The organism is Salinimicrobium profundisediminis (assembly GCF_026241755.1).
GTDB lineage: Bacteria > Bacteroidota > Bacteroidia > Flavobacteriales > Flavobacteriaceae > Salinimicrobium > Salinimicrobium profundisediminis.
The window spans coordinates 111,856-132,155 of sequence record NZ_JAPJDA010000013.1 but is presented as its reverse complement, the minus strand read 5'-3'; the positions used below and the strand labels follow the sequence as shown (position 1 = coordinate 132,155).

The 20,300-nt window shown below is 37.7% G+C and carries 20 protein-coding genes; 1 reads left to right on the top strand and 19 read right to left on the bottom strand.

The window, feature by feature from the left end:
- The 9 genes from istA to OQ279_RS09530 all read right to left on the bottom strand — a co-directional run.
- Positions 1-874 (bottom strand): IS21 family transposase (gene istA / locus OQ279_RS09570; protein ID WP_266069662.1); only part of this gene is annotated, 874 nt, incomplete at its 3' end.
- A gap of 205 nt (positions 875-1,079) precedes the next feature.
- Positions 1,080-1,934, bottom strand: coding sequence for a DUF4138 domain-containing protein (locus OQ279_RS09565; protein WP_266069661.1), 855 nt, complete (start codon positions 1,932-1,934; stop codon positions 1,080-1,082).
- A complete protein-coding gene (traM, locus tag OQ279_RS09560) occupies positions 1,931-2,857 on the bottom strand; it encodes a conjugative transposon protein TraM (RefSeq protein ID WP_266069660.1) in 927 nt (308 codons plus the stop codon). The genes OQ279_RS09565 and traM overlap by 4 nt, the downstream gene beginning before the upstream one ends.
- Positions 2,847-3,461 carry a conjugal transfer protein TraK gene (locus OQ279_RS09555; protein WP_266069659.1) on the bottom strand — a complete coding sequence of 205 codons (615 nt, stop codon included), beginning with the start codon at positions 3,459-3,461 and terminating at the stop codon, positions 2,847-2,849. Before OQ279_RS09555 ends, traM begins: the two co-directional genes overlap by 11 nt.
- On the bottom strand, positions 3,458-4,300 hold the full coding sequence (locus tag OQ279_RS09550; RefSeq protein WP_266069658.1) for a hypothetical protein: 843 nt from the start codon (positions 4,298-4,300) through the stop codon (positions 3,458-3,460). Before OQ279_RS09550 ends, OQ279_RS09555 begins: the two co-directional genes overlap by 4 nt.
- 2 nt (positions 4,301-4,302) lie before the next feature.
- Positions 4,303-4,872: a conjugal transfer protein gene (locus OQ279_RS09545; protein ID WP_266069657.1), complete on the bottom strand. Its 570-nt coding sequence runs from the start codon at positions 4,870-4,872 to the stop codon at positions 4,303-4,305.
- Positions 4,873-4,876: 4 nt separating this feature from the next.
- Positions 4,877-7,297 (bottom strand): TraG family conjugative transposon ATPase, encoded by a 2,421-nt coding sequence (locus tag OQ279_RS09540; protein WP_266069656.1) that lies wholly within the window; start codon positions 7,295-7,297, stop codon positions 4,877-4,879.
- Complete coding sequence (locus tag OQ279_RS09535) at positions 7,284-7,568, bottom strand: hypothetical protein (RefSeq protein ID WP_266069655.1); 285 nt, start codon at positions 7,566-7,568, stop codon at positions 7,284-7,286. The genes OQ279_RS09540 and OQ279_RS09535 overlap by 14 nt, the downstream gene beginning before the upstream one ends.
- Entirely contained in the window at positions 7,568-7,855 is a 288-nt protein-coding gene (locus tag OQ279_RS09530; protein ID WP_266069653.1) for a hypothetical protein, read from the bottom strand. Before OQ279_RS09530 ends, OQ279_RS09535 begins: the two co-directional genes overlap by 1 nt.
- A 236-nt stretch (positions 7,856-8,091) precedes the next feature.
- Between OQ279_RS09530 and OQ279_RS09525 the strand changes: the two genes are divergently transcribed.
- Positions 8,092-8,700 (top strand): N-acetylmuramoyl-L-alanine amidase family protein, encoded by a 609-nt coding sequence (locus OQ279_RS09525; protein WP_266069651.1) that lies wholly within the window; start codon positions 8,092-8,094, stop codon positions 8,698-8,700.
- A 161-nt stretch (positions 8,701-8,861) separates the two neighbouring features.
- On the opposite strand, the gene OQ279_RS09520 is transcribed toward OQ279_RS09525, so the two are convergent.
- The 10 genes from OQ279_RS09520 to OQ279_RS09475 all read right to left on the bottom strand — a co-directional run bounded on the left by OQ279_RS09520 (position 8,862) and on the right by OQ279_RS09475 (position 20,299).
- Entirely contained in the window at positions 8,862-9,524 is a 663-nt protein-coding gene (locus OQ279_RS09520) for a P-loop NTPase family protein (RefSeq protein ID WP_266069649.1), read from the bottom strand.
- A complete protein-coding gene (locus tag OQ279_RS09515; RefSeq protein ID WP_266069647.1) occupies positions 9,508-10,260 on the bottom strand; it encodes a hypothetical protein in 753 nt (250 codons plus the stop codon). Before OQ279_RS09515 ends, OQ279_RS09520 begins: the two co-directional genes overlap by 17 nt.
- A gap of 5 nt (positions 10,261-10,265) precedes the next feature.
- Positions 10,266-10,547, bottom strand: coding sequence for a helix-turn-helix domain-containing protein (locus OQ279_RS09510; protein WP_266069645.1), 282 nt, complete (start codon positions 10,545-10,547; stop codon positions 10,266-10,268).
- 638 nt (positions 10,548-11,185) lie between these two features.
- A complete protein-coding gene (locus tag OQ279_RS09505; RefSeq protein ID WP_266069643.1) occupies positions 11,186-12,010 on the bottom strand; it encodes a DNA binding protein in 825 nt (274 codons plus the stop codon).
- Positions 12,011-12,094: 84 nt separating this feature from the next.
- Complete coding sequence (locus OQ279_RS09500; protein ID WP_266069642.1) at positions 12,095-12,853, bottom strand: hypothetical protein; 759 nt, start codon at positions 12,851-12,853, stop codon at positions 12,095-12,097.
- Positions 12,854-12,864: 11 nt separating this feature from the next.
- Positions 12,865-15,519, bottom strand: a complete 2,655-nt coding sequence (locus OQ279_RS09495) for a restriction endonuclease (RefSeq protein WP_266069641.1) — start codon at positions 15,517-15,519, stop codon at positions 12,865-12,867.
- Positions 15,516-15,836: a nucleotidyltransferase domain-containing protein gene (locus OQ279_RS09490; RefSeq protein ID WP_265164234.1), complete on the bottom strand. Its 321-nt coding sequence runs from the start codon at positions 15,834-15,836 to the stop codon at positions 15,516-15,518. Before OQ279_RS09490 ends, OQ279_RS09495 begins: the two co-directional genes overlap by 4 nt.
- Entirely contained in the window at positions 15,814-16,305 is a 492-nt protein-coding gene (locus tag OQ279_RS09485) for a nucleotidyltransferase substrate binding protein (protein WP_266069640.1), read from the bottom strand. Before OQ279_RS09485 ends, OQ279_RS09490 begins: the two co-directional genes overlap by 23 nt.
- A gap of 2 nt (positions 16,306-16,307) precedes the next feature.
- Positions 16,308-18,200, bottom strand: a complete 1,893-nt coding sequence (locus OQ279_RS09480) for a site-specific DNA-methyltransferase (protein ID WP_266069639.1) — start codon at positions 18,198-18,200, stop codon at positions 16,308-16,310.
- A gap of 206 nt (positions 18,201-18,406) precedes the next feature.
- Positions 18,407-20,299 carry an HsdM family class I SAM-dependent methyltransferase gene (locus OQ279_RS09475; protein ID WP_266069637.1) on the bottom strand — a complete coding sequence of 631 codons (1,893 nt, stop codon included), beginning with the start codon at positions 20,297-20,299 and terminating at the stop codon, positions 18,407-18,409.
- Position 20,300: the final 1 nt, after the last annotated feature.

Here is a 20,300-nt window from a genome sequence, read left to right as displayed (position 1 = left end):
CAAGTAAGCGCTTTATCTCCCGGTTTAGATCCTGTAAAGAGAAGAAGGTCATCTCCCGCAGGGGATAGTAAATACGCAGATAAACAAGATGCACTGCATTCTCAACCAAAGCTTTGTCTTGTGGGGCATAGCTGCGGGTGGGATTGATCACACAGTTATAATGGCGGGCAAAATCTTTAAAGCTCCGGTTGATCTCCGGCTCATATTTACTGGCTCTGGTCACTGCCGATTTTAAGTTGTCTGAGACAATAGCTTTTGGGACACCTCCATAAAACTGTAATGCATTACCGCAAGAGGTGATAAGATCCTCTCGTTTTTGGCTTAAGCTAGCCTCTACGTAAGTATACTGGCTGCTGGGAAGAATTGCTATAAATACCTCTACCGGGATCACTTCTCCGGTTTCTTTATTAACGACATGTAATTTTTTACCCGCATAGTCGATGTACATTTCATTACCGGCTTCATGTTCGAGTTTCATGGAACCTTTGACCTTGGCATATTTCCGCCGATAATGCTCCATAAACTGCGTATAGCTATACGGCTGGGAAGCCTGCTGCGCATATTCCTGATAATGGTACAGAAAAGTAAAACCAGGATGATTCCGGGCCTTATTGACCCCCTCAAAATATAGCATCAGTTCATCATGTCGCTCATTATCAATAGTGGTATGTGAAGGAAAAAGCGCACTCAGGCGTGCATTGTCAAAGGAAAGTAGTTCTTTAAATGAATAGTCACTGGCCGTTAAAAACTTCATATAGCTGTTGACCGTGTTGCGGGAGATGCCTAGAGTGGTAGCTATCTTACGATTGCTAAAACCATCTAGGTTTAGGGAAATAATTTGTTTTAAGTCCATCGGATCAAGGGTGTTGGCCATATCTTATTACATTTTTTGCAACAAGATATTACTTGATCTTCCAAAGTGGCACAAAACGAACCGATACGACTGGCACAAACGAACCGTTATGATTCATAGAATACCGGCAGTGGCACAAATCAAACCGATATTACTGGCACAATTTGAACCGTTATGGTTTTCTTTGCTGCCAAAAGTGGCACAAATTAAACCGAAATGCCTGGCACTAACCGACCGAAACCACTGGCACAATTCGAACCGAAATAGCCAATAGTTTCATTTCTATATTTCTTTCGCCATCTTTTTCATTCAATTTCAAAATTGCCCTGCGGTCATCGGATAATGAAAATTTGGATAATACATAAACAAAGCGAGCCAGTTCATTTTCCTTAATCTTGGACGGCAAATTATGTTTATATATCGGTTCTTGATAGAGCCGTTGCAATGATTTTCTTTTCCCTTTTTGTCGAGTTTCAACGGATAGCTTCAAGAAATTCAAATCATAATCCAATGTAGAGGTATTTTCAATTTCGATAACGAAATAGAGTTCATCCTTATCAAAAACAATATTCTCTACGGTCAAGATAATACCTTCATTTCGTTTCTTGATGCGTCCTATACGCTGTTTTCTATTGAGAAGATATGAGCAGAATTTTTGGTAATAATAAGTGCTGTTATCTACAAGTTCTTCAGATGATTTTACAAGAACCGAATCCTTTACAATCGGTCTTTCATTACCGATACTATTGGTTAACGCAATGAAATAATTGAGCTTAGATAGCTGTTCCTTATACCTTACAATGTAAGAAAAGACTGATCCGTTTGAGCTGATTACCAGAAGATTACTTTCTTTTCCAGGCTTTGCCTGTAAGAGTCCGAAATGCTGTTCCGTTTCCCGGTTATATGTAAAAACAAAATTGTCAGAACCTGTTATTCCCTGCCGTATAGGTTTCGGAAAGAACAGGGCCACATTCTTATGGTCATTTGCAAAAATGGTGTCGAGGATTTTTCTTTCTTGAGCCAAACTGGGATGAAATGCAAAAGAGGTGAAAAACAGGAGGAATAAGATATTAGTTTTCATAGTTCAGATTTTAAAATGAGTTTGTAATCATTAAGTACGGTTACTTTGACGTTGCGGTTATTGCGCCTAAGTACCTTGGCTATGCCACTAATTTGTGGCACACTTGGAATGTTTATGTCCTGAATGATATCATCCAGGACTTCACTGGTAGCCTCGGCGCGGAAACTGTTTTCCACGTAAATACCTTCGCTGCCATCCTGAAGGTCGAACGCCTTCAGGTTTACCGGATGATGGTCTATATTTTCAACTTCGACCAGTGTCCTGTTCGGCTGAAAACTGATAAAACCATAGACAACAGTATTTTTGGGAATCCATTGATCATTGATCTTTGCAGTGGATGTCAAGCGCATCCGGAGTCTAGAATTGGCTTTTACGACCTGGCTTCCATCCACCACAGCATATACAACCGAAGGGATATCCGCAGCAATAAGCTTGCTATCTGAAGTAGGGGAGGAGGCAAAGAACAGTTGATGCTCCAATCCCATCTCTTTGGCCTCGATTTTCTGCTCTTTCTCTGTCTCCTCAGCCACTTGAGAAGTGGGGGTATCTAATTTTTGTTCTGGACTTAATTCCTGTTGTATTCCTTCTGAATATTTTATACGTCCGGATTCATAGATACTGTCAACAATCCTTTCCTTTTCCTTTTCGGTTAATTTTGTGTCATAGAAACCCAGGGAATCTATCAGCTTCTCATCGTAGATACTGGGAGCGATGGTTTCCCGTACTTCCTTCAAATCATTTATAGCATCAAGTTTAGAATCGTATTCCTTCGATTCCTCTTTTAATTCAGGAACCAAAGTTTGTTTCAATTTTTGGCTTTCACCTTCGTCATCGCCCAGAATCATTAGCGAATAGGAAATTAGAAATAGGAGTATTATTGCCAAAACAGCCCCATACACTATTTTGTTCTTCTCAATTTTCATTATTTAGTTTCTTTAAAGTATTTTCAAAGTAGTTTGTGATAAGCAACCCGTGTGGGTTGTTGGGAAAATTTCGATCTACAGTGATCAGATTTCCTGTGGAAACCAGCTCATATGTATCGATCACGGATCCGCGGTTGATTTCAAAAATTGTAGTGGTTTTAAAACTGTACTTTTCTTCTTGTTCCTCTACTTCAGAGTGTATACTAAGTACCTTTTGCACTAGTGAATATTGAATTAATCTGTTGTAAACACCATCAGCTTTCTTTTGACGGTATAGATTGTCGACAGAGCTGTTTCCCAGCCAAAGTGCTTTTTCAAGGTTTTTCTCATAATTGCTGGCATAGATGTTATAGAAGTAATTGTGAAATAACTCCAAATGTGCCAATGCTTCCACCTTGAAATTTTCTTTTTGGGAAACCAGTTTTAGCGGGATTACCTCTCCATTTGTATTAACCGCAAAGGCATTATTTAGTGCTGTTTTATTGATTGAAAATGCCATCCATACCGAAAAGATGCTTGAAGAGAATGCGCAAATAACTACAGCAATAACTATAAACCTGTTTAGCTTTAACACGGAATATATATTTTGATAAGGTGTTTTCATGATGTAAAAAGTCTTAGTGTGAAAGAAGTTGCCCGCCTGTAAAGTTTGAATTTCAGAAAAAAGATAAACCCGATGGATCCCAGTTCAACTACCGGGGCAAAAAAACCACTACCCACGTCAGTACCGAAAAGGTTCGCCCAAAAGTTGGTATTAATTTCCGTGTATATGGCATTGATAAAAACGTTTACCAGGAAAAATGCCGGAACTAGCATATAGACTGCGGCATATAGCTTGAAGAAGTTATACGCCAGGGAACGAAACTTCTCGAACACCGCCAGGCTTATAACCAATGGAAAAAAAGCCTGCATCAATCCCAATAGAAAGTAGCGTTCAGCCAGGAACAACGGATAGATGAACAGGTCCAATATCCATAACAGGAGACTTAAAATAAAAGCTATCATTTTAAAGCCATACAAGGGAGTTAATAAAAATTCGTACAACAAAGACATGGCCTTTCTTGCAGCATCCACTATGCTTACATCTTCTTCAATGGGGATGTCCTGCATTTGCAAGGGTAGCAAAGCAGGAGCCGTATCCCGATAGCGATCTTCAATGGCCACTAAAATTTCATCAAAAAATCCTAAAACTTGTGTAGAGAAAATTACCAGTAGCACAACTGCAAAATTCTTTGCAAGTTCCCCCGGGCTTAGTCCCCAAGTATAACCGTCCTTATCGGCAATGCCTTCATTGTATTTCTTGAGGATGTTCACAAGAAAAAAGAGCACAGCCAGCGTTTTCATTCCCACTATGGTGTATTGTGAAAATTCACTGTTCTGTATAGTCTGGAAAATGGTATCGACATATTCCAGTCCGATTCCTAAAAGGATGATAGTATTCATCTCTAAAAATTTGTTTCACGATTGTTGATCTTATCCTGCATCTTTCTGAAAGAAATGATATTCCGATAGCGTTTGGTTTTCATATTGATCTCCATAACCATTTCCCTGGACTGCATTTCCTTTTCCTGAAGCATTTCTGTACGCTCCCCGTCACTCATCTTTAGATAATCACTGGATAAGATCTCATCTATGAAATCCATTGTTTCCAAAGAATTATTTACAATGGCATTAAAAGATTCCGATATCCGTGTAACTTCTTCCGGTTTGATATAGGGAGAGTCCAGGATTTCTCTTAGATCATTTTGCATTATCCCAATAAGACGTTGATTGTTTCGGCCTATTTCACGAACTGCCTTCAGTTGCTTCACCACAGAATTCACCTTTTCAAGATTTTCTTTCTGCTGTTTTAGAAATTCCGCAGTTTTTAGAAGTTGAGCGGTTTGCTTGGCAGATTCAACTAGTGACTTCACCAGGCTGATAAAGTTCGTATTATCGTAAACCGGCATTCCCTGACCGGCGCAATTGACATTTATAAATAGTATCAGACTTAAGGTTAAAAGTAAATTCTTCATAATTTTAAATTTTTATAGTTAGCCGACTTTCTGTTGTATATAGCATAATGGCTTTTTCCATATCCTGATGTTCCCGGTAGAGCCTCATTATTTCCTCATTTTCGAATCCATCGGTTAAATAAGCTGCATAAACTTCCCTTGGTACTTCCAGACGAAAGACATTGCTTTCCTTCCCAATCTTGATAAACATTTCTGTGTACTTTCGTTCCCCGGAAAGATTGTTCCTGATGGATTTTAATTGGTTAAGATCGTGACTGGAAAGGTTTAACCGCTTGGCCAGCTCGTTATATCCCTTTTCATTGTGCAGGCTGTAAATGACCTGGGTGTTCTCCAGAATACTTGCCGAGGTGGCATTGTTTGGCAATTGGTTAATGGATTGCAGGATGATACCAATCGCCCCGTTCTGTTTCCGAATGGCCTGATAGTAGAATTCCACGCTTTCCAGTACATTCTCGAATTTCAGCTGCTTGGCAAATTCGTCGAAGAGAATGATCCCTTTCTCTGCTCTGTTCTTCCAGATGGTCCGTTGGATGGCGGTCTTGATCAACTTCAGCATCACAGAAAGAACTTCCTTGTTATCCTTTACTTCATCAAGCTCAAAAACAATCAATCTTTTATCTTCAATTTTATAGGTCTGGTCCTCGCTAATCTCAAAAAGGAAACTGTATAGGCCATCTCCAACATATTCGGACATCACGTGCAGGAAGTTCACTATGTTGAAGTAATCCGCATGGATCTTCAGTTTTTGCAGGAGATCCATTTGGTTGGTTTCTACAAACCGATAAAAATTATCCAGGGAATGCTTTTCAGGAACATTCGAATAATAGTGGAGCAATATTTTTCTGATCGAAACTGATTGTGCTTTGGTGACTTTTAAATCTGAGCCGAAGAGTTCAAACAGGAACATTGACAAATCCTCCAGCCGTTCTGGCGTGATATCTTCTGAATTACTGATGTAAAACGGATTGATACCCAAATTTTTCCCGCTTTCATATCTCAGAACAGTATACTTTTCAGGATATAATTTTGCGAATTTCGTATAGGAGCCACCGAGATCAATGATCACCAGGCGAACTCCGCTCTCAAAGTACTGGCGCAGAATGTTATTGGCCAGAAAAGATTTTCCTTCTCCTGTAGGGGCAAAAATGGCAAAGTTCCGCGCTTTAATCCGCTTCTTTCCTTCATCCCATACATCCTTTAGCACCGGAATATTGTGTTCCCGATCATTGAAGATGATTCCTGTAGGATCCGATTTGTAATTTGTGTTATTGATCAGCAGGCAAAGCGCATGTTTTAAATCGGTCACATATAAATCTGCATTGGAAAAATTGGAAGAAAAGCAACAGTAGCTATTTAGAACATAGTTTTTTCGTTCCTCTCCTCTCGGGTAATACGGCGTAATATCCAGTTCCTTAAATTCAGTCTTTACCTTCGAAGCTATCTGAGCCAGCTCTCCGGCTTCCTTAGCCCAATAGATGACATTGAGGTGGCCACGGATAACCCTTGAGGTATCATCCGCATTAATCTGGTCAAGGATATGCTGAATTTTACCCAGCACCACCTTGTTCTGAGATCCGAAATTTGAACTCTTATGAAGTTCTTCAATTTTATTATCAAGAAGCTTCCGCCATTTTTGTTTGTCATCGAGGTAGAGAATCTGGTTCACCATATGATTTTCATTAAGGGTCAAGCCGAGGCCGTCAATAAAACCCTGGTGGAATACAAAATCATCCGAAGTAAATCTTTCGTTGACCTTACTGCTCTGAACAGTTTCGCCAAAACAGCGTTCGCTGTTGATAGCAAGGGCATCAAAAAAATTATCGCCAACCTGAATATTGGATTTCTTCAGTAGCATATCTGTATCAAAACCTTCCTGAAAACCATTAAAGAAGCTGTTGGTCATACTTTGAATTTCCACTTCACCAAGGGGAACAAAAGACATTTTTCGGCTATTATTGATAAAGGAAACGGAATCGCTGACAGAGCTGATAAAACTATTGAGACTATCATCCAATTCCTGCCACGTCCCTTTTGAGACCTGTCGAAACGGATTGACATACTTCGGGTTATTTAATGCTTTGTTTTTGGTGAGGATAAAAAACAGATAGCAGCGATGTTCCATAAATTCTCTGCCTTTGAAATGATCATGTGTTGCCTTTTCTAAAAAAGTAGTATTCGGCAACTGATCGGCAGCATATGATTTTTTTAAGTAAATATCCTGTTTGTGTACAACACTACCTGTGGGCAAAGATTTTAGGGCCTGGAACCAAACTCCATGAATATCTTCTAAATCCTTTTCAGATAAAGAGTAGATTTCAGGTAATATCCCCTCATAGCAAAGAACCACATTGCCATTATTGGCAAAAATGATATTGTCCTGAATATCGATTATGGACGTAGAGTCCGAAAGATTAATCTTGCTCATAATTCAAGTTGGATTTTCTTTTGTTGCTGATGATATCTGGAAACTTTACCGACACCAGAAAGAGCTGCGATTTTCTGGTTATTCTAATTAGTACTACATAAAGGATAGAATTGAAGATAAAAGCACCAATGATGATCCAAAGGCTGAAAGAGAAAATGATGATCAGTAATGAAGCTACAACACAAATCATCATTAAAGCAAATGAGGAGATGGGCAGCCCAAAAATGACAGCCCCTTTCCTAATGTTCCTATAGACTTCAAATTGTTTCATTAGACCACGATTGAAATCAAATAGGTGAAGATGCCTACTACTGCTCCTGCTATAAGGACAAAGACGAGCACCCGGGTAATTCCTTTTTTGAGGTCTGCATTTTCTCCAAAGAAGTGGCCTGCATTAAACAGGAAGCCGACAAGAAAGATCACCCCAAGAAGGATGGGGAAAATGATCCGGATAGTATCGGCAATGTCATTAACCGAATTTTCAATTCCCCCGATTTGTGCAAAAAGCGGCATAGAAACCAGGGATAAAAAAAGCGTGGGATAGATTGATTTTTTCATAACGCACAGTTTGAAATTTTGTGTTGTTTTTGTTATAGAAAAAATACATATATTTCAATATAATACTTTGAAAATCAGCATAATAAATAAAAAATAATATTTGATTTTTAATAGGTTAGTTTGATATTAAATGATGTCAAACCGAATTGAAATCACCAGGAGAATTGGTAACCACTTAAAAATTTTAAATGCTCATGAGGTTGAAAAACGTCATTTTTCTGGTTTTGCTCCTGAAAATGTGTTTCATTTTTGGGCAGGGAAAAGAACATCAAAAAAGAATTATTGTCGATGTTGGTCATGGAGGAAAAGACCCTGGTGCGATCGGAATAAATGGAATCCAGGAAAAAGATGTTGTCCTGGCCATAGGAATAGAAATGATCAGGCTCAATAAATCAATATTTGGAGATGTGTACGACATTTATCTTACAAGATATGATGATAGTTTTTTCACCCTTTCCGAAAGAATCAACTTAGCAAAATCATTAAGGGGAGATATATTTATTTCCTTGCATTGCAATTCATTCTATAGCGATGCCAGGGGAATGGAAATTTTTACATTTAATTCTGAATCCAAAAAAGTTGACTATAACACCAGAACTTCAATCGCTCTTGGGAATGAAATTATACGAGAGTCTACTCATAGTATCAACATTGCAAACAGAGGGATGAAATTTGCCAATTTTCAGGTATTGAGGGAAATGATTAGGTTTTGTCCTGCTATTCTGATTGAAGTGGGTTTTCTAAATAATCCGGTTGAGGCAGTGCATTTTTCGGGATCATCAGGTATTACAGCAATTGCATTGGCTATTTTATCAGGAATAAGTAATCATTCAAAATCGGAATAATGAAAGAAGCATTTTTAAAGGTAATTAGGAGTATTGGGAATGTTGTAAAAGCTTTTGTTTTAGAGATTTTTAAGCATCTATCGGGCATCAAAAAATAGGATATTGTCCGGTGATATGCTGTGTGAATAGTTGGTCAAACTTATACTCTAGATACTTCATTTTTATTTTCTTTTATCCCCTGCATTTTCATCAAAAGCTATAAGATTGAATAACTCGCGCATTCGGCTGCGAACACGGTTTCCGTAACGATCCTCCAGCTCTTCAGCGTTCAGGTTTGTCGTGGCATGGGTTTTAATTTTCTGCTTTGTTTGTAGAAAAAGTTCATGGCGCGATAAAAGAACTTCCCCCATTACATTACAATCTTTTCCGTAGAACCTTCCGGGAGGTTCTACCCCTAAATCATCAAAGCAGTAGAATTTTGTATTTCCATAATCTTCAATTGTCTTGTATCCAAGATGGTTGAAACTAAAAGTTACATTACGGCTTGGAATCATTTCGTATGGCCGTCGCAGAGGAACCAGGTGGCGCAGTAGTTTCATTAAGCTGGTTTTTCCACATCCTACTGGACCAGACAGTAGAAGGCCTTTCTTGATATCGATTTCAAATTTATCGCAGTTCACTTTATCCTTGATAAAGTACGAGCACAGCTTTAGCAAAATATCCCTGTCTTCCTTGTAGATTTTGAAATTCTCGCCAAACAGGAGCTTTCCTTTCGCATTTAGGTAAACCAGGATTTTAGGAAAATCGTAAAGCACCGATTTTCCATCAAACTTGCCAAGCGAATACTCTATGCCGCCTTCCATGATTTTAGAGGGGTTGTCCATAATCCTTGGTTTTAGTGGTTCGGAGGTTGTCTCGATTTTGGGATGCTCCCTTTTTATTTGTTTTGTTTTCTACAGCAAATAGTCGGGTTCGATTCATCCAGTTCACGGCTAAAGCCTGCCAATCACGAATTGCTTTTCCATCCCTTGTCTTCCAATCGTTAGCGTCATAATGTTCAAAGAATTTTTTTCCTTCATCGGCAGAAAAACCTTTTTCTTTAAAAAAACAACAAACAGCCTGTCTATTCTTTGGCTGTTTATTAATGTTTACATGTTTAGTACTGTTTATATTAGATACCAATGCTTGTCCACTCATGGGACGGTGTGGGTCCACAGCTTGTCCATTATTGGGACAGTGTCGGTACACTACTGGTTCATTTTTGGGATGATACTGTTCCGCGAGCTGTTCCAATATAGGCTCGTGATCTTCCATGAACGATTTATCTGATGTCTCAAAATCGAACATCTTGATTTTACTGCCTTTGTATGGATTATTGGATGGGAAATAGGTAATGTAGTTCCAAGAATTAAGATCTACCATGCACCTATGATAAGTAGATTTTGAGCCGATCTTGGCCACCCGCATCAATTCCCTTCGGTTAATGAAAAACTCACTTGCAAACCGGCTGCTGTTCCACTCCTGGAATAGGGCCATATACAAGCTAATATGGGTCGGATTCAAACGGTCATCAAAAAAAAACTTTTCAAAAGCCGCATTCAGTTGCTTTATGTAATTCATGATAACTAATCAAAATTGTGATGCACCCGATTGGCGGTCATTACATTTTGGATTTCCTCGGCATCATAGTAAATAATTCCTCCAACTTTGGTATAGGGTAAGGTGCCGTTAATTCTTAAATTCTGAAGAGTTCCCGGACTTACCTGGAGCAGATCCATCACATCTGAAGATTTTAGATATTTCTTCAAAGTTCCTGATGATTGTTTGATGATAAGATTTCTCATCTCCTCGAGCAATTCTAATTTGAACTCCCGAAGATCGTCGGTGGTAATAATACTTGTTGGCATAATAGAACAGTTTTTAAAGAAAGGGACTATCAAATGATTAATCTTTTTAGTTGATAGTCCCTATCAAGGTTTGACTTTCGTTCTACAAAGTTGGGAGGACTTACTGGATATTATTCCCCAGTACGACCGTAGTACGGTCAAAATTTAACATCTTGAAATTTGATCGGATCTGGACGGATTTAAAGTCTGTTCGGTTATTTTTGTATTGTCAAATAACATTAAAATACATTGCGATTTGGTAAGAACAAGTTTTCGGTAGCTCAACCGTAGTACGGTCTTTTTTAACAAAATTTGAAAGGCTGAAAAAGATACTCTAAATTCTATCGGAATAAAGAAGATGTGGCTATGAAATTCATCCGTTCATTTCTCTCCAACCAAGTAATCTATCTGGTTAAAACCAGAAGACTGTGTAGAAAAGATGAGAACCTTTTCTAAAATTTCAACAAAATTTTCGTAAGAGTTTTGGTTGCTTTGTTTTGATACCAATGAAGGCCCGAATTACCTAAACAAATTAGAATACAACGATTTTTATCATAGAGCGAAAACAAGACTAGAAAATATTTCAAAAATCACACATGATTTGAAGAAGGAGGAATATCCTTAAAGGGTTAAAAGAGTAACATTTAGTCGAAATTAAATTAATTTACAATTTCATTTACCAGGTCAATCCGCTCAAGCAGCTTATTCACCAGTTCCTCTTTGGTGACAAAATACTTCTTGTATTTGCCTGTTGTTTTCCCATTTGTAATGGAAACTGTAACTCTCCAATTGCCATCATACAGCTTGCTGGCCAATTCCGGTATTTCCTTGGAGGGAATAAAAAGAATATCATCATCCATCTCCATTCTTTCCTGGTTAAAAGATAAGCCAACTATAAAGTAGGAGTGATGCGGTTTAAAGGTGTTCCCGTTAATAGTTAAGATTAAAGTATTTCGTTTGTGAACATTAAACCTGGTTTTAACCTGGAGATAAATAGGATTATAAATCTTTTCCTTTAGAACTATAAGATCTATTCCGCGATCATCAATTACAGGTTTATAAACGTTAAGCAGGCCCTGACTGTATAACAGTATGATTTCCTTTACCCTGTCTTCCCCTATATTTCCTTTTGACTGGGAGGAGAGGCCAGAAACATCAATAAAAGTTTCTTCTTCCTTTTCTTCGGAATCTTCTATTTTTTCCTGTTGCTGAAGGCTTATAATTATTAAATCTTCTGAAATCTCTACCGAAACCATATCACCGGCCTTGAGCTTATGCTTTTTGAAAAAAGGGGTTAAACCAAAAATGCGGTTGTGGTCGGCGTTGTAAGTTTTGATGCTGGAGGTTTTCTCCCCCGGAAGCAGTAGCCTTATTTCGGTATTTTCATTGGGCAGTAATTCCCGTGCTTTTGCAGGTACATAGAGAAAACCCAATTTCTTTTCTACCTCTATGAGTTTACGTTGATAAGTGATGGATTTGCTCATGTTTTTTTTTACTCTTTTATTGATTGTATTTATGCCTATAACCTTATGAGTCGCAAAAAATAATACTATCGCACGGGTCTGAAATTAGTTTAATTTTAATTGTAGTTTAAACGCAATGGAATTACAAATTTCAAAAAGGTCTTCAGGTATTCCATGGGTGCTGGAACAATCGGGACATGGCTTATCTACAGCTTTATATTTCTCCATAGATAAGAAATTTCCTCTAATCTTAGCGTCGTAGTGAAATTTTAAAGTAGATATAAGTTGAGACTTTACTTCCCTATTTTCTATGGTTTTATCAGTGAAAATTTCCTGGTTCAGTGATTCTGAAATACTCAGAAACATTAAAAGTAATTGCCTCAATTCTTCGAATTTGGGCTCCAAAAGGTAAGCAGATCTCCATTCGTTTCCGTAAAATATAGATTTTCTTATCTTGAGTAATTGAGATATTGCCTGGGGGCCAGAATATAATTTAAAATCGGGTTTCGTCCCGGAGTCGCTGTTATTATTTGTATAACTGAAAGTTCTTATTTCTTCGGATAAAGCACTTATTCTTTCTTTGTAACGCAGTGTAAGTTTTTCAAGTTTTTCATTTTCCTGTTGAATCTTGAATCGTTTTTGAATTTCTCTGTTTGCTTTTACTTGTGCCTTTAAGGTCAAATACAATAACACAGAACCAATGAAACTTATAAAGATTGCCGTCGTGTCAGAAATTCTGTCCCCTATGTATCCTTTGTCACTGAATGATATGAAGCCGAGATCCTGGATAAATAAAAGGGGGAAAGAAATTAATACTATACCAATGACAATGAGGAGCCAAATTTGTTTTTTTGAGATTTCCATATGCTCAATCCTTAGTTTACCAACTGCCCCACCTTGCTCACCACCCGGTATTCCACTTCATCGAGTTGTTCAAAGTGTGCTTTGCCGCATTTTATTTTTAGTTGTTCGTCAACCTTGAGTTTTGTCAGGTCTACCTCCCCGGGACCAGTATCCTTGGTTTCAGCGACAAAATAAATCTTCGAATCATCTTCAAATACTACCGCCCAGTCAGGATTGTACGTACCAATAGGAGTGGGGATCTTGAACCAAAAAGGTAATTTGAAGTAGAATTTTATCTGTGGACTACTTTCACAATCCTGAGCAAACTTGCTTTCGGTGCCAGAATCCAGAGGCATTAAATCTTCATAAATTGTTTTTGTGCGATCGCTTACCGTGAAGGTGAATTCGTTTACAAATATTTCCAGTTCCTGTGCCTCGAATAGCTTCATTTCATATTCCAGGCCGCCTATCTCCTCATACTTGATTCCTTCTATCATCAAATTGAAGAGGCTCCTGTTAATGGCATTGGAGGTTAGGTCTAAAAATAGTTGTGGGTTCACTAGCACATCCTTGATTCGTCCCGATTGGCTAAGGATTTCATATACTGTAGATCGTGTGAGTTCCGTCTTGCTTTGAATATAGCCCAGGACATCGGGAATTTGCCAGCCGTAGTTTTCATATGATTCCACTTTATCCCCGGCGTACGTGGTTTCAATTCCTTTTTCGTCCATACTTATGGAAACCTTGGTCGATCTTATGGACGGGGCTTTGACTGGAGGGAGTTCTTTGACCGCTTTTGCTGCGGCATTGATCAATTCCGATGTCTTATAATCAACCCGGTATTTCGTCCTATGTTTGATCTTCTCCCAAATTTCAAGGAATTTAGGATCGGCTTCAAAACCTTTGCGGTATTTCACAGCTTCCCGGTCTTTTCGGTTTTTGATCCTTCCTTTAAATTGTACCCCACATTCTTCTTCTATCTCCTTCTGTAGAGCCTTTGCAAAATCGTCGTAGGCTTCGTTAGCTATGACCGTCAACCGATTGATGTTCTGGTCATAAATTCTATTACCTTCACCGTCAACGGCCAGTCTTAGTCCGCGGCCAATTTCCTGGCGTTTCTTTATGTCAGATTTTGTTTCGTTGAGCGTACAGATCTGGAAGACGTTTGGGTTGTCCCAACCTTCACGCAAAGCCGAATGGGAGAAAATAAACCGCAGTGGGGTTTCGAGGTCCAATAACCTCTCCTTGTCTTTCATGATAAGGCTGTAGATGTCATCATCAGCCTTGGTCATGCCCGAGGTGTCTTTTAGTATTCCTTTTTTATCTGTGGAAAAATATCCGTTATGCACCTTGTCCACAGGAAAATTGTCTAAATCCTTGAAAGCAGGTTTTGAAACGTATTCCTGATAAATTTCTTCAAACCACCGGGCGAATTTCCCGGGGAGGACAACCCCTGTTTCACTGTATTCCCTGTAGTTGGCCACTTTGTCTATAAAGAAGAGGGAGAGGACCTTGATTCCTTTTGGTTGAAGGCGTTTTTCCTTTTTGAGGTGTTCCTCTATTGTTTTCCTTATCTGGAATTTCATTACTTCGTCACCGAGTCCACCCTGGCTATTTCCCTGGTAGAGGAGGTTCCCATTGGACATTGAAATGCATTTGTTCGCCGCATCTATTTCCTCAATGATATAACCGTTGGAATAAACTTCCCTTTGATTGGAAAGCCGGTAAAGATCATCGCCAACTTTTACAGAAACCTTTTTCTTTTTCACCCCTCCTTTGTCATTCACATTAATGGAAATTTTTGCCAGGACTTTGGTCTTGGTCGCAGTGATAGATTCTACAGCAACAAAAGCATCGTTATATGCATTTTCTTCCATAATGGAATCTACCTCAATCTGCTTTACAAGACCCAGGTCATAAGCTTTAACTGGATTGAGGCTGTAAATGAGATTATACCTATTCCTGTGCGTGGCCGAAAAACGGAGCGTACAGAGGGGCTTTAAATTTTCTAATGCAGCAGCCCTTTTTTCTGTCTCCATGTTCTGGGGTTCATCCACAATTATAATAGGATTGGTGGACTGGATAAACTCTACAGGTTTCTGGCCGCTTAGTTTGTCATTGGGACGGTTAATGATATTTTCATCCTTGGCAAAGGAGTCGATGTTGATTACCAGGATTTCAATGGTGTTTCCTGTAGCGAACCCTCTAAGGACAGATACCTTTGAGCTATCGTACACCTGGAAATTCACCGGGATATTATCGTACAGGTTTTGAAAATGGTCGTGGGTAATTTGCAGGTTTTTCAATACACCCTCCCTAATGGCGACCGAAGGGACTACGATAACATCTTTTTTGAAGCCGTACTTCTCGTACAGTTCGTAAACACTCCTTAGGTAGACATAGGTTTTTCCCGTACCGGTTTCCATTTCTACAGAAAAGTTCATTCCATCCAATTCCTTCGAAGGTAGAATATCATTTTTTTTCTGGATTTCCTGAAGGTTTTGCAGTACCTGTTCTTCAGAAAGGGCGAGTTTATTGCTTACCCCATTGATAAAATTAAGGCTGGATTCCTCCTGAAGCCCAAACTCCCTTATGGAATCTTCTGTGGGTTGACCTTCAAAAATACCTGTTATCGCATTAAAGGCTTCTTTTTGATATTCGAGATCTGCTTCAAATTTAAACTTCATGCCTTATATAAGATTTTACCATAATCATCGATATGTTCTTTAAGTGCAGGTTCTTTAATTGACCTGTAGTTTAAACAATCTATTTCGTAAAGAAGCTCCAGGTCCTCCAGCGCATTTAAGATTTTGAGATGTTCTTCATGAGATAAATAACGAGAAATAATAACGAGATCGATATCAGAGCCTGGACGATAGTTACCCATAGCTCGAGAACCAAATATTTTTACCATTTCGATTTCCGGAAAACTCCTAAACACATCGTTGAGTAGATTAAGAGTCTCAGAAGAAAGTCCGTAATTATTTAAAGTATTGTTGCTCAAGGGTAATATATAGTTTTTGCATAAGTGGAAAGAAAATCTCTATAATATCGCGGGTAATTTCGTCGGCAGTTTCTTCGTTGTAAGTATGTGAGGTGAGATTTCTGGATTTGAGCATTTTTCTCCAGCCATCGTGATCTTCAATAATTCCACGGGATAAAGCCTTTTTAAGGATACCACTGTTGCCCGAAATTTCCTCGGGAGCTTCTCCTGTGAATTTCATATAATCCTTCATGGTGAGAAGAAATAGTTCAAAAGTATATTCAAAGCGCTGAATAAGGCCTTCCCTTTCCAGATCTAACTGTTCAAGTTCTCCCATAAGGAATTGTTCATTTTCAGTGTCCAGATTTTCCCTTAGATCAACTCTTTTTTCCTGGTACAGTTCAAAGTCAAATAGATCCAAACCACGTTTTAGTTTCTGAAAAGCCTTTTCGAGATTATTGAATCGCTGCTTCCATCTTACCTGCTCCATATTTAAATAGTTTTAAATTCAATTCCCGCATCTTTCATTTGCAGAGCAGTATTAGTTTTTAGCTGGTCATTGCCCTTGAATAATTTATCCAGCGCAATCACTTTTTGAGGGCTTTCTTCTAGTATGGACGTGAAAATGTCCTGGTTTACTTCTTCTAATACAAAAATAAGTTCTCCCTGGTTTATGGAGGTGAAGCCTTTTTTGTCTTGGATGCTGCTGTTTAGATCCTTCCCACTTTTAAAAAGAAGCTCATAAACCATATTTTGCGTAGTGGCTTTTTTGTTCACCGGGTCCACAAAGAGTTTCATTTGTTCTTCCAGGGCGGCCGCATCTTTGTTTTTAATTTGCTGCCATTGTTTAAAGTTACTATCGGCAAGTTTGAAAACTTTAAAACCTAGGTCGGGCAGGGAAGAAGAGCTCTCTTCTTCAAAGCCTAACTCTCCTTTTTTCTTTTCTTGTTCAGCTTTTATTGCTTCTTCAATTTTCTTGCCCGCCCGACGAATTCGTTCTTTGGCAATATCAGCTATGGTTTTAAAACCTGCTTTATAAGCTTCGCTTTTCTCATCACATAGTTCGGGGAGTTGAACCGATATAGATTTTCTATTGCCACCATCTTTTGCGTTAACATTTGACACAGCGTGATTTAAAGTTCCCGAACCAGAAAAAAAATCTAGAACAATTCCATCTTTCGTTCCCATTTGAATTAAACGTTCTACTAGCTTAACTGATTTAGGTGTTTCAAATACCGCAATCCCATCGAATAAATCTTTTATTTTATTTTTTGCAGATTCCGTTGTTCCAACGTCATTAGCGAATAATATAGTTTCTGGTGTTAATCCTCTTTCTTTTGCTGTTAAATATATTTTTACTCTTGGAACCCCATTGCCATCTTTTCCAAACCAAATCCTATTATCTTCTATTGCTTCATTCATAACATCACTGGTATATAACCAACATCTTCCACTTTGAAGTTTGTGGACTTTTCCGTTTGGTGCAATTAAATCATAAAATTGTGCCTTAGTTCCGTGTCCAGCTTGTGCAGTTGCGGGGTCAGATTTCCATAAGCCTCTGGTGTCATTATCAGGGTTTTTATAATTTGACAAGGCTTTTTTGTTCATTGGAAGTTGATTAATAGCTCGAACCCCTTCTATTTGTAATTTCGAATAGCAAAGAATATAATCATGCCTATTGGAAACAACTTTTCTATTTTCTCGGTTTGTTCTTTTCTCCCATATAAAAGAAGCAACGAAATTTTCTTCTCCAAAAATCTCATTTAATAGAAGACGGAGATTATGCACTTCGTTGTCATCTATAGAAACGAAGATCAACCCATTTTCCTTTAAAAGGTTTTTCGCCAGGAAAAGCCGCGGGAACATCATGTTAAGCCAGTTACTGTGATATTGGCCATTCTCCTTGCTGTTTTTAGCATAATTACCCTCCCGAGTCAAGTAGCCCTCTTCATCTATGTCACCAACCCGTTTTTGGTACTCTTGTCTCGTTTCTGAGAACTTATCCGGATAGATAAAGGAGTCGTTCCCGGTGTTATAAGGTGGGTCAATGTAAATCATCTTCACCTTTCCGAAATAGCTTTTTTGAAGGATTTTTAGAACCTCCAGGTTTTCCCCTTCTATGAAGATATTCTCAGTTTCAACAAAATTGACAGATTCTTCCTTGGCAGGAATTAAGGTTTTCGTAGTGGGGCTTTGCAACGCCTTAAAAGCATCGCTCTTCCCTGCCCAGTTCAGCACGTAACGTTCATTGCTAAAGTTGATATCTTCCCCCAGGGTAGCTTTTAATTTTTCCCAATCTATTTTTCCTTCACTAAAGGCTTCGGGTAATATCTTTTTTAATTGCTCAAGTTTTTCTTGGTGAGGGGTTTGGCTTGTGCCGTCCATAGAATTCAGGTAATTTATTATAGTAGGACAATTTAGGAAAAAGTTTGAAGGAGATAATCTTTAGGAAGGATGTTATTGTGTAGAAAGAGAAAGGATTTAAATTATGGAAAAACATTTAAAGAAGAATCTGTAGTTTTATTTTTTGTGAAGGTCATAATTTTCCTAGCTTTCCTCCTTTAAATAATATTTTTTAGAAATCATTTAGATTATAATTCCATATCAATAATATTATACTTGTTTAATAAAAATTTATTTATAGCAGATCTCTTATTTAAATTCATAAACTTCCATTTCTCCTCATCCGTGAATACAGGAATGCTGAAATTCTTCACATAGTTCTTAGCTAATGCAAAATATCCACTAGAATATGGTTTACTAGTGTACTTTATGTAATACCAAAAAACATCGGTCTCAAGTAGTTTTTTAATAAACAATAATTCTTCTTCGTTTTCTGAAACCAAAGCGTAGCCATTATAAAATAGCAAATCCTGATTATTGGTATAGACGAAATAAGGAGCATTGGAAATATAAGGGAAAAGTAATTTAAGACCATTAATATTTAGAGCCTGAGTACGTCCATACGCATACCAGATTTCGTATTCTCTTTTTCCCTTGTCTCTTTTTGATAATTCTTCTTTATAATTACTCAGGTACTTGTAAGCTTGAGGGAAATTCTCCTGGAAATAATTTTCCGGAATAAATTTCACCTTACGATTTTGCGAGTTTTGAAATAAATCAACATTCTTCTCGTCAATTATGGTGTAGGGAAAAATAATTTTTTCATTGAAAGTTTCCAAATCTACTTCATTCTTCAAAATGTTAGGTTTAATAGCATCTTTACAAATCTCCTTTTCTACCCTGTATTCTGTAGAATCTTTTTCAAAATAATACCAGTCATCATCTTCCCGAATAGGGGAGAATAAGTAAATTTTATTGCGAAGCGTTGCAAAGCCATTTCTAATACTCAATAAATCACCTAATTTTTTACCAGAATTTTCTAGCCTCTCTAAATTCAGTTTAGTCTTAGCATCATCTAATTTCCATCCAATGAAATCATTCAAATCAGAGTACTCAAACTTTATAAAATCACGTTCTGATAATTCATTAATATTTTCAGGCTTAGAACTCGTATAATTTAAATAACCTCCTCGTTTAGAAATTAGGCAAATACAAGTATAAGTTTGTCTTGATTTAAATACTTGTTCGCTACCAAAATCAATTAAATCAAACTGAAAGCATTTCTCGGAAAAGTAATTGCGCAATGCTCTACCATTTAAACTTCTGTAAAAGTTATTTACAGTGATATATCCTAAAGTACCACTTTCTTTAAGCCATTTAAGTCCAATTTCAAAAAATGGTATATACAAGTCCAATTTACCAGTTGAGGCTACAGACCAATTCTTCATCAGATTTTTAGTCTCCTCTTCTAAATTCGATGACCCGACATAGGGAGGGTTGCTGAAGATAAAGTCAAATCCTTCATTATCTGCGATAATTTGGGAATTTTCAAACCAATTAAATTCCAGAGAATCTCCTTTATATAAATTAAACTGGATTTCTTCCTGATCTTCTCCTTGTGAAAGAGCCAATAATATTAATAAAATTTTAGTCCGCTCAATACTATAGCCGGTAATATCAATTCCGTAAAGGTTTTGTTCAATTATCTGAATAAATTCTTTACCAGTTATTTGGTGAATTTTTAGTGCATATTGAAATAAAAATCCACCACAACCACAAGCAATATCGCACGCGGTTAAATCTTCTAAGTTCTCATAATTTGCAATCGACTCCGATACTATATAATCTCGAATATATTTTGGGGTATAAACTGCGCCATTTACTATTTTATCACTTGGAGATATAACAAACTCAAAAAATTCGATCAACTCTTCTAAAGTGAAAAGTTTATTTCTAAAGAGATCTAAGAATTTGTTTAATTCATCAATTTCTTCATCCTCATTTATGATATAGCCTTTAATTAGTTCATTAGAAATATTCTGAAAATCATTAACCTTCAGATATGAAGAAACTAAAAGTCTATTTATATCTCTAATGTTAGTAGAGTACTGACGTAAATATTTTAATACATGTTGATTCATA

Coding starts and splice junctions, on each gene's coding strand:
- OQ279_RS09565 (WP_266069661.1), bottom strand. CDS start 1,934: ATGAAAACTAATATCTTATTCCTCCTGTTTTTCACCTCTTTTGCATTT.
- OQ279_RS09555 (WP_266069659.1), bottom strand. CDS start 3,461: ATGAAAACACCTTATCAAAATATATATTCCGTGTTAAAGCTAAACAGG.
- OQ279_RS09485 (WP_266069640.1), bottom strand. CDS start 16,305: ATGGAGCAGGTAAGATGGAAGCAGCGATTCAATAATCTCGAAAAGGCT.
- OQ279_RS09475 (WP_266069637.1), bottom strand. CDS start 20,299: ATGAATCAACATGTATTAAAATATTTACGTCAGTACTCTACTAACATT.
- OQ279_RS09550 (WP_266069658.1), bottom strand. CDS start 4,300: ATGAATACTATCATCCTTTTAGGAATCGGACTGGAATATGTCGATACC.
- OQ279_RS09510 (WP_266069645.1), bottom strand. CDS start 10,547: ATGCCAACAAGTATTATTACCACCGACGATCTTCGGGAGTTCAAATTA.
- OQ279_RS09520 (WP_266069649.1), bottom strand. CDS start 9,524: ATGGACAACCCCTCTAAAATCATGGAAGGCGGCATAGAGTATTCGCTT.
- OQ279_RS09545 (WP_266069657.1), bottom strand. CDS start 4,872: ATGAAGAATTTACTTTTAACCTTAAGTCTGATACTATTTATAAATGTC.
- traM (WP_266069660.1), bottom strand. CDS start 2,857: ATGAAAATTGAGAAGAACAAAATAGTGTATGGGGCTGTTTTGGCAATA.
- OQ279_RS09535 (WP_266069655.1), bottom strand. CDS start 7,568: ATGAAACAATTTGAAGTCTATAGGAACATTAGGAAAGGGGCTGTCATT.
- OQ279_RS09505 (WP_266069643.1), bottom strand. CDS start 12,010: ATGAGCAAATCCATCACTTATCAACGTAAACTCATAGAGGTAGAAAAG.
- OQ279_RS09515 (WP_266069647.1), bottom strand. CDS start 10,260: ATGAATTACATAAAGCAACTGAATGCGGCTTTTGAAAAGTTTTTTTTT.
- OQ279_RS09480 (WP_266069639.1), bottom strand. CDS start 18,200: ATGGACGGCACAAGCCAAACCCCTCACCAAGAAAAACTTGAGCAATTA.
- OQ279_RS09530 (WP_266069653.1), bottom strand. CDS start 7,855: ATGAAAAAATCAATCTATCCCACGCTTTTTTTATCCCTGGTTTCTATG.
- OQ279_RS09500 (WP_266069642.1), bottom strand. CDS start 12,853: ATGGAAATCTCAAAAAAACAAATTTGGCTCCTCATTGTCATTGGTATA.
- OQ279_RS09495 (WP_266069641.1), bottom strand. CDS start 15,519: ATGAAGTTTAAATTTGAAGCAGATCTCGAATATCAAAAAGAAGCCTTT.
- OQ279_RS09540 (WP_266069656.1), bottom strand. CDS start 7,297: ATGAGCAAGATTAATCTTTCGGACTCTACGTCCATAATCGATATTCAG.
- OQ279_RS09525 (WP_266069651.1), top strand. CDS start 8,092: ATGTGTTTCATTTTTGGGCAGGGAAAAGAACATCAAAAAAGAATTATT.